We start from the raw sequence: 7,903 nt of genomic DNA, 5'->3' as shown, positions 1-7,903 counted from the left end.
GGGCCGGCCGCGCCTACGCCCGGCGGCGCGGGCCCACGGGCCGTGCCGCCGGGCCGGGCAGAGGAGCGTCGAAGCCCCCGGGGCCGTAGGGGCGACTACCCGCCGGTACCGGTGGCGGGCCGTAGGCCGTCGGGGACACTGCGCCGAATCGGCGCACCGCCGTGCAGGAGACCCGGGAGCCTTCCATGCCGCCGTCCGCCCGCCCCGCCCCCTCGGCCGCCGCGCCACCGGCCCGGCGCTCGGCGCTGCGCCGCCTGGGCGAGTGGTGCGCGCGCCACTGGCTGACCGTCATCCTGCTGTGGCTCGTCGCCCTGGCCGGCGTCCAGGCCGCCAACCGGGCCGTCGGCGGCTCCTACTCGGACGACTTCTCGCTGCCCGGCACCCAGGCGCAGCAGGGCCGGAGCGTGTTGCAGGCGCACGAGCCGGCCGCGGCGGGCACCAGTTCCCAGGTGGTGCTGCACGACGCGGCGCGGCTGACGGGCTTCCAGCCGCAGATCGCCGGGGCGGTGGCGGCGCTGCAGCAGTTGCCGCACGTGCTGTCGGTGCAGAGTCCGCTGCCGCCGCCGGGGCAGGGTCCGGTGCCGGGCGGGCCGCTGTCCGCCGACGGGCTGACCGGGTACCTGACCGTGCGGTTCGACACCAATCCGACGCTGCTGGGCAAGGACTACCTGCCGGGGGTGGACGCGGCGGTGGCGCCGCTGCGGGCGGCCGGGGTGCAGGTGGAGTACGGGGGTCCGCTGGGCGAGTTGGCCCGGCCGGCGGCGGACGACCGGTCCAGTGAGGTGATCGGTTTCGCGGTGGCGGTGGTGGTGCTGCTGGTGGGGTTCGGCAGTGCGATCGCGGCGGGGCTGCCGCTGCTGACGGCGCTGGTCGCGGCGTTCATGGTCGGCAAGCACGAACAAACGTGGTAATCAAGATGGTGACTCCTTCCCCGGCTAAAGCTGGGACTTCTCGCTAACCCTTCCGGGCGTCGCGACGGACCAGCCCGGCCCGTAGAACGTTGATGGCTCCTACCGTGTCAGCGTGGGCCTCATGATCGCAGGCGACGCAGTGGAAGGCTTCCTGAGTGGGCCGGTTCTCCTTGGCGACATGTCCGCAGTGGGGGCATGTGCGAGAGGTGTTGCGGGGGTCCACAGCGATGACTTCCCGTCCGGCGCTCTCAGCCTTGGCGTGCAGGATCGTCAGGAACACCCCCCAACCGGCATCCGATATCGAGCGGTTGAGCCCTGCCTTCGCGGAAGCGCCGTTCGGAAGGAACGCGCCGGGCCGGTCGGGGTCGGGCTTGGGCGCAGGGGTGCGCACCATGGTGCGGATCGTCAGGTTCTCGTGGGCGATGACGTCGTGCGCCCTGATCAGGTCAAGGGCAGTCTTGTGGGCGTGGTCGAGTCGCCGGCGGCGAACTTTGCGGTGAAGGTCGGCCACCCGTTGGACGGCCTTTCGACGGCGGTTGCCACCTCGCTTGCAGCGGCTGAGGGCCTGCTGCGCGGCTTCCAACTTGGCGCCGGCCTTCCGGCCATGGCGAGGGTTGGGCACGAACCCGCCATTGGAGTCGGCAAGGAAGTTGGCTATGCCCATGTCGACGCCGACCATGCTGCCGGTCTTCGGCAACGGCTCAGGTGTGGTCTGTTCGACGGTCAGCACGACAAACCATCTACGGCCCTCGCGCTTCACCGAGACCGTCTTGACCTTGCCGGCTACCGGTCGGTGCCGGTTGACCTTGACGTGCCCCACGCCCTGGAACCGGACGCGAGTCACGGGGTCGTGCGGGGTGGAGTCCCAGCGGCAGCCGTCGCCGTCCTTGGGGAAGTCCACCGTGTCGAACCGGCCCACCCCGCGGAACCGCGGGTAGCCAGGCCTCTCACCAGACTTGACCCGCCGGAAGAAGCCTGCGAACGCCTTGTCCAACCGGCGAAGCGTCGCCTGCTGCGAGGAAAAGGACCAGCGGCCCTGACATTCCGGGTCGAACGACCGGATCTCCTTGAGCTGTGCGGACTGCTGCCCATATGTGACCGACGTCTTCGACACATGCCGGTAGGCGTCCCGGCGCTCCTGCAACGCCCCGTTGTACAGCGAGCAGTGATCCCGCAGCATCTCGGCCAGTGCCTGCGCCTGGCCTACGGTGGGCCGAATCAAGAACTTGTATGCACGGATCATCCGGCCCACCCTCCTCTCAGCATCGGCATCAACATGCCACATGCCACTGACAGCAGCACGCATGACGGGCAACGACGTGACCTCGGCTGCTGCTGGTCCCGGCGGTGATGACGCTGCTGGGCTCGGCGGCCTGGTGGACGCCGCGGTTCCTGGACCGGGTGCTGCCGCACATCGACACCGAGGGCACCAACGCCTAACTCGCCGGGTGGCGCAGGGCGACGGCGGCGCGGACGGTGGCGGCCTGGTGGGCGGCCTGGCGGGCGACGGGGAGCCAGACGGGCTGGAAGGTCCGCTGGTACTGGGCGCACCAGTCGCGCAGGAGGTGGTCGAGGCGGGCGGCCTGGGGTGCGGCGGGGGCGCCGGCGACGCGGACGGCGCGGCGCAGCAGGGCGGCGGCGCGGACCGGGACGCGGTGGGCCCACAGGTCGATGCCGGTGAGGCGGGCGCGGGTGATCGGGGTCTGTAGGAGCTCCTGTCCGTGGCCGTCCGGGTCCCATGCGTCGGCGAGTTGACGCAGGGCGGTGAGCGGGGTGCGGGCGGCGCGCAGCAGGGGGGTGTCGGGGTTTCGCACGTAGGGCAGGGCGGCGTCGAGGAGTGCGGTGAGGAGTGTGCCGCGGTGGCGCAGGCGGTCGGCGCAGGTGCGCAGGTACAGGCGGACGGCGGTGGCGGGGCGGCTGTCGCCGAGGTGGGCGCTGGTGAAGGCGGGGACTTCGACGAGGACGGTCTGGCCGCCGTGGCGCTGGGGGGCGAACCAGGTGCCGGCGCGGGCTTCGTCGGCGCCGTGGTGGGGGGTGAGGACGCCGGTGGTGGTCTCCTGCCGGTCGATGTGGTGGGGGGTCATGAGGTAGACGCCGGGGCCGGATTCGTGCAGGCGGAAGGTGTCGAAGTTGCCGGTCTCGACGGGGATGCCGTGGTGGGCGGCGGAGCGGGCGAAGGGGTGGGCGAGGGCGGCGGGGTCGCCGGTGGCCTGGACGAAGGTGCCGCCGACGTCGGTGCTGTGGAGGGAGAACTGGAGGGTGGGGCGCAGTTCGTCGATGAGGTCGAGGAGGGCGCGGCTCTCGGGGAGGTCGGCGCCGGCGGCGGGGGCCCATTCGGGCTGTTCCTCGGCGGCGGGGCGGTAGTAGTGGTCGAAGTAGTCGGGCAGGGTGCGGGCGTGGCGGCTGCCGTCGGCGAGGTGGGCGCCGTCGGGGTCGAGGCAGAGCAGGAAGTGCCAGGCGAGGTCGGGGCGTTGGGCCGTGAGGGCGTGGTGGGCGAGGTCGTTGACGGCGGCGCGGGCGGCGAACTCGTCGGCGTGGGCGCCGGCGACGACGAGGAGGTTGTGCGGGGCGCGGCCGGTTCCGTGCGGGGCGGGGCCGACGGTCAGCAGGGTCAGGGGGCGTCCGGCGCGGGAGGTGCCGACGGTGCGCACCCGGCAGCGGTCGGGCCGGTGGGCGGCCAACTGGTGGGCGGTGGCGGTGAGTTCGTCGAGGCTCGGGTAGCGGTCGTGGAGCTTGGCGGCCCGGCCGGCCGGGGTCGTCGTGTCGGTCACCTTCGGTTTCCTCCCCTGTGGTCGTGGCAGTAGTTCTACCTGGCACGCGGGGCCGCCGGTACGGGTCGGGCCCGCCCGGGCGCGGTGGCTCGGGCGGGCCCGGTAGGGCTGGAGGGGCCGGCGGGGTCAGTCGGTGACGGGGCGGGTGTCGAGGCGGATGTGGTCGACGGCCCAGTACCAGTTGTTGCCGGCGTCGTACATGCGGAACCGGAGGGTCACCGAGCGGGCTCCGGCGGGGACGGCGAGGCTGCGGGTGATCCGGGTGTTCTGGACGTCCTTGCCGGCGTTGTCGTTGCCGGTGGCGTCGGAGCTGTAGGCGAGCAGGCGGGTCTCGGTGCCGTTGTCGAAGACGGCGGTGACGGAGGCCTTCTGCGGGGCCTCCTGGCGGTAGTGGGAGTCGAAGGCGAGGTGGAGGGTGTCGGTGCCGGCCGGGATGGCGACGGCGGGCGAGACCAGGGTGGAGTCGAAGACGCCCTTGCGGGAGGGCGAGCCGGTGTCGTCCCAGTCGTCGGGGTCGGCGACGGCGACGACGCCCAGGGCGCGGGTGAAGTTGCCGCGGTCCTGGGCGCCGAGGGCGGCCCATTCGCGCTTGGTGTGGAAGGTCCAGCCCTGGAGGCGGACGGTGCCCTGGGGCATGGCGGGGGCGTTGACCACTGTCCAGCCCTTGGGGGCCTGGGCGGTCCAGCCGAGCAGGCCGGATTCCGGCTTGAGGGCGTCGGCGAGGGATTCGAAGTCCTCGTCGAGGAGGTGGCCGGTCATCGCCGGGGCGGGGCGGGCGGCGAGTTCGCCGTCGGCGAGGGCGAGGCGGCCGTCGGCCTGGGCGCGGGCGGTGACCAGGAGGCGGTGGGTGGCGCCGGCGGGCAGTTGGGCGGGCGGGGTGACCTGCCAGACGGCGGTGGCGGTGGCGCCGGCGGCGAGCTTGTCGGGTGCGGCGGTGACGGTGGTGGCCGTCCAGCCGGGCGGGAGCAGCGGCTGGGTCTCCAGGCGGGTGAGGGCGGTGGTGGCGGTGAGGGTGGCGGTGACGGTGGCGGGGCGGCCGGGCAGCAGGACGGGTTCGTCGATGGTGGTGGAGGCGGCGCCGAGGGCGAGGTCGACGGTGAGGGGGTCGGCCAGGCCGAGGGCGGGGTCGGTGACGGTGCGGTCGTCCCAGGGGAAGCGGCCGGCGATGCGGCGGCGGAAGGCGAGGTCGCCCTGGACGGCGACGGCGACGTCGTACCAGCCCTCGGGGCCGACCTTGAGGTTGACGGTGCGGTCGTCGCCGGCCGCGACCCGTACCTCGCGCAGGCCGTCGCCGTAGGCGAGGTCGCCGACGAGGAAGGTCTGGGCGGTGCGCGAGCGGTTGATGACGTCGACCTCCAGGACCTTGCCGCCGCCCTCCTCGGAGAGCGAGACCTCGTAGCCGGAGGCGGTGTCGCCGCGCAGGTGCCACAGGGCGCCGTCGGGGCCGTGGACGCGCAGGTCGTAGCCGGCCGGGCCGACCTTCCAGACGTCGGACAGGCGGCTCCGGGCGGCGACGGTGTAGTGCTTGGGGGCCTCGCCGGGGGCGGGGTAGACGGCGAAGACGGCGCCCTGGCGGCCCTGGTTGACGAAGTCGAGGGTGAGTTCGTCGCCCTTGAGGCGGGGCTTGACCAGCAGGTTGTAGGGGGCGGGGCGGGAGGAGCGGGTGCCGCGCTGCTGTTGGGGGAAGGTCTGCGGGCTGGGCACGGTGGGGGCGGGGAGCTTGCCGGTGTCGTCGACCTTGCGGCGGTTGCCGCTGGTGTCGGGCAGTTGCGGCCAGGCGGGGTTGCGGCCGGAGAAGTCGAAGACGTTGGTGAGGTCGCCGCAGACGGCGCGCCGCCAGGGGCTGATGTTGGGTTCCTGGACGCCGAAGCGCTGTTCCAGGAAGCGCAGGACGGAGGTGTGGTCGTAGACGGTGGAGTCGACGACGCCGCCGCGGGTCCACGGGGAGACGACGACCATCGGCACCCGGACGCCCAGGCCCATCGGGTAGGGGCCGGAGACCAGGGTCTCGCCGGCGGGGAGGGTGGCGGACCAGCCGAGGGTGCCGTCGGCGGCCTTGACCCGGTACTTCCCGTCCTGGCCCACCACCCGGTGGTAGGTGGAGCCGCCCTTGGCGACGCGGACGACGACCTCGCCGTCGACCGGGACGTTGGACTTGCCGCGGCCGTCGGCCAGCGGCGGGACGGGCGGCAGCTGGTGGTCGAAGAAGCCGCCGTGCTCGTCGTAGTTGAGGATGAAGACGGTCTTCTGGAACACCTCGGGCTTGGCGGCGAGCGCGGAGAGCAGCCGGGCGGTGAGGTGTTCGCCGTTCGGCGGCGCGTAGTTGGCGTGCTCGGACAGGGCGGCGGGGGCGACGATCCAGGAGACCTGCGGGAGGCGGTCGGCCTGGACGTCGGCGGTGAAGGCCTCGACGAGGGCGTCGCCCATGGCGAACGGGTCCTTCGCCTTGGCCGGGTCGCCGACGGCGCGCATGCCGCGCTCGTACAGCGGCTCGCCGGGCTTGGCCTTGACGAAGGGGGTGAACCAGGCGAGGGCGTTGTCGTCGAAGTTGTCGAGGGCCTGGTAGGTCCTCCAGCTGACGCCGGCCTTTTCCAGGCGCTCGGCGTAGGTGGTCCACTCGTAGCCGCCGGGGATCTCGGTGTTGTCGGTCACCGGGGTGTCCCGCACGGTGCCGCCGCTGGTGCCGGTCATCGCGTGGTCGCGGTTGGTGTTGGTGTTGCACTGCGTCGAGGAGTAGTAGGCGTCGCAGACCGTGAACACCGAGGCGAGGGCGTGGTAGAAGGGCATGTCGGCGGACTCGTAGTAGCCCTGGCCGAGCCAGCCGGAGGAGCGGCGGGTGACGGAGCCGTCGGCGCGCCCGTCGTTCCAGGCGCTCATCGAGTCGCCGTAGCCGAAGGACGGCGCGCCCTGCTGGTAGGCGCTGGTGTGGGCGGCGTTCATCGCGAAGGGCAGCAGGTAGCCCTCCTTGCGGCCGGGGTCGGGCTGGTGGAACACCGAGCGGCCGTCGACGCCGCGTACGGCGGTGCGGTCGCCGAAGCCGCGCACGCCCGCCAGGGTGCCGAAGTAGTGGTCGAAGGCGCGGTTCTCCTGCATGAACACCACGACGTGCTGGATGTCCGCCAGCCGTCCGGGCCGGGCCGGTGCGGCGAGGGCCTGCTGGACGCTGATGGGGAGGGCGGACAGCACCGCGGCCGCCGCCGCGCCGCCGAGGACGCTGCGGCGCGACAGTTCGGGCTTCGGACTCATGGGGGTGGGGCTCCTTGCTGACGGACCGCGGGTCTTCGGTACGGGGGCCGGCCGCGCGGTTCGGACCGGACCCGTTATGTGTACGAGACCGAGGTGGACGCGGCCGTGGTGTCCGATGACCGGCCGATGACCGTCAGGAGGCTCCGAGCTGTACAGACAACTTGACGTCACTTGATCAAGGAAGGCGGCCGGTGCGGGGAAAACCGCCGGACCGCCGCGCCGTCCGATGGATCATGGAACCCCTGATGTCCCGTCAACACGAGAGCGGTGCCCCCTGGTGATCCCCGCCGTGCCCGACCCGACCGTGCTGCACCCCTTCCCCGAACAGCCGCGGGTGGTGCTCCTCAAGCCGCTGCTCACCTCGCCGCTGATCGAGGTCGGCGAGTACTCGTACTACGACGACCCGGACGACCCGACGGCCTTCCAGACCCGCAACGTGCTCTACCACTACGGGCCGGAGAAGCTCGTCATCGGGAGGTTCTGCGCCTTCGCCACCGGGGTGCGGTTCGTCATGAACGGCGCCAACCACCGGATGGACGGGCCCTCCACCTTCCCCTTCCCCATCATGGGCGGCTCCTGGGCCGAGCACCTCGACCTGATCACCGGCCTGCCCGGGCGCGGCGACACCGTCGTCGGCCACGACGTGTGGCTCGGCTACCGCGTCACCGTCATGCCCGGGGTGCGCATCGGCCACGGCGCCGTCGTCGCCGCCGGATCCGTCGTCACCTCCGACATCCCCGACTACGCCGTCGCCGGCGGCAACCCGGCCAAGGTGATCCGGCTGCGGTACGACGAGGCCGACATCGCCCGCCTGCTGGACCTCGCCTGGTGGCACTGGCCCGCCGAGCACCTCACCCGCCACCTGCGCACCGTCATGTCCGGCACCGTCGACGAGCTGGCGGCCGCCGCCCCCGGTGCAGCCGGCGCCTGATCCCGCGTACGGTGCCGGGCCCGCGGCCGGGGCCGCTCCCCCGC

At 73.0% G+C, this 7,903-nt stretch carries 4 protein-coding genes and 1 pseudogene; 2 read left to right on the top strand and 3 right to left on the bottom strand.

Translation table 11 applies throughout. The features are described 5' to 3' along the window. Window positions 1–185: 185 nt before the first annotated feature. A pseudogene (locus tag ACFU7Z_RS31710) lies at window positions 186–878 on the top strand (MMPL family transporter); the annotation flags it as partial. A gap of 76 nt (window positions 879–954) precedes the next feature. On the opposite strand, the gene ACFU7Z_RS31705 reads toward ACFU7Z_RS31710, so the two are convergent. From ACFU7Z_RS31705 to ACFU7Z_RS31695, 3 genes are all read right to left on the bottom strand, one after another. Then, window positions 955–2,154, bottom strand: coding sequence for an RNA-guided endonuclease InsQ/TnpB family protein (locus tag ACFU7Z_RS31705; RefSeq protein ID WP_380781268.1), 1,200 nt, complete (start codon window positions 2,152–2,154; stop codon window positions 955–957). 193 nt (window positions 2,155–2,347) lie between these two features. Then, on the bottom strand, window positions 2,348–3,682 hold the full coding sequence (locus ACFU7Z_RS31700) for a M14 family zinc carboxypeptidase (protein WP_380781266.1): 1,335 nt from the start codon (window positions 3,680–3,682) through the stop codon (window positions 2,348–2,350). A 126-nt stretch (window positions 3,683–3,808) separates the two neighbouring features. Continuing rightward, window positions 3,809–6,928: a phosphocholine-specific phospholipase C gene (locus ACFU7Z_RS31695; RefSeq protein WP_380781264.1), complete on the bottom strand. Its 3,120-nt coding sequence runs from the start codon at window positions 6,926–6,928 to the stop codon at window positions 3,809–3,811. Between the two features lie 280 nt (window positions 6,929–7,208). On the opposite strand from ACFU7Z_RS31695, the gene ACFU7Z_RS31690 reads away from it, so the two are divergent. Continuing rightward, window positions 7,209–7,859: a CatB-related O-acetyltransferase gene (locus ACFU7Z_RS31690; RefSeq protein WP_075983691.1), complete on the top strand. Its 651-nt coding sequence runs from the start codon at window positions 7,209–7,211 to the stop codon at window positions 7,857–7,859. Window positions 7,860–7,903 lie beyond the last annotated feature (44 nt).

Origin of the sequence: Kitasatospora sp. NPDC057518, from assembly GCF_042802075.1 — a bacterium.
GTDB lineage: Bacteria > Actinomycetota > Actinomycetes > Streptomycetales > Streptomycetaceae > Kitasatospora.
Note: the sequence above shows the minus strand (reverse complement) of the source record. Positions and strands in the feature narration are given on the sequence as shown.

What these genes read in the sequence shown, in the direction of transcription:
- ACFU7Z_RS31705 (WP_380781268.1), bottom strand. Translation starts at nt 2,154, where the DNA reads ATGATCCGTGCATACAAGTTCTTGATTCGGCCCACCGTAGGCCAGGCG.
- ACFU7Z_RS31695 (WP_380781264.1), bottom strand. Translation starts at nt 6,928, where the DNA reads ATGAGTCCGAAGCCCGAACTGTCGCGCCGCAGCGTCCTCGGCGGCGCG.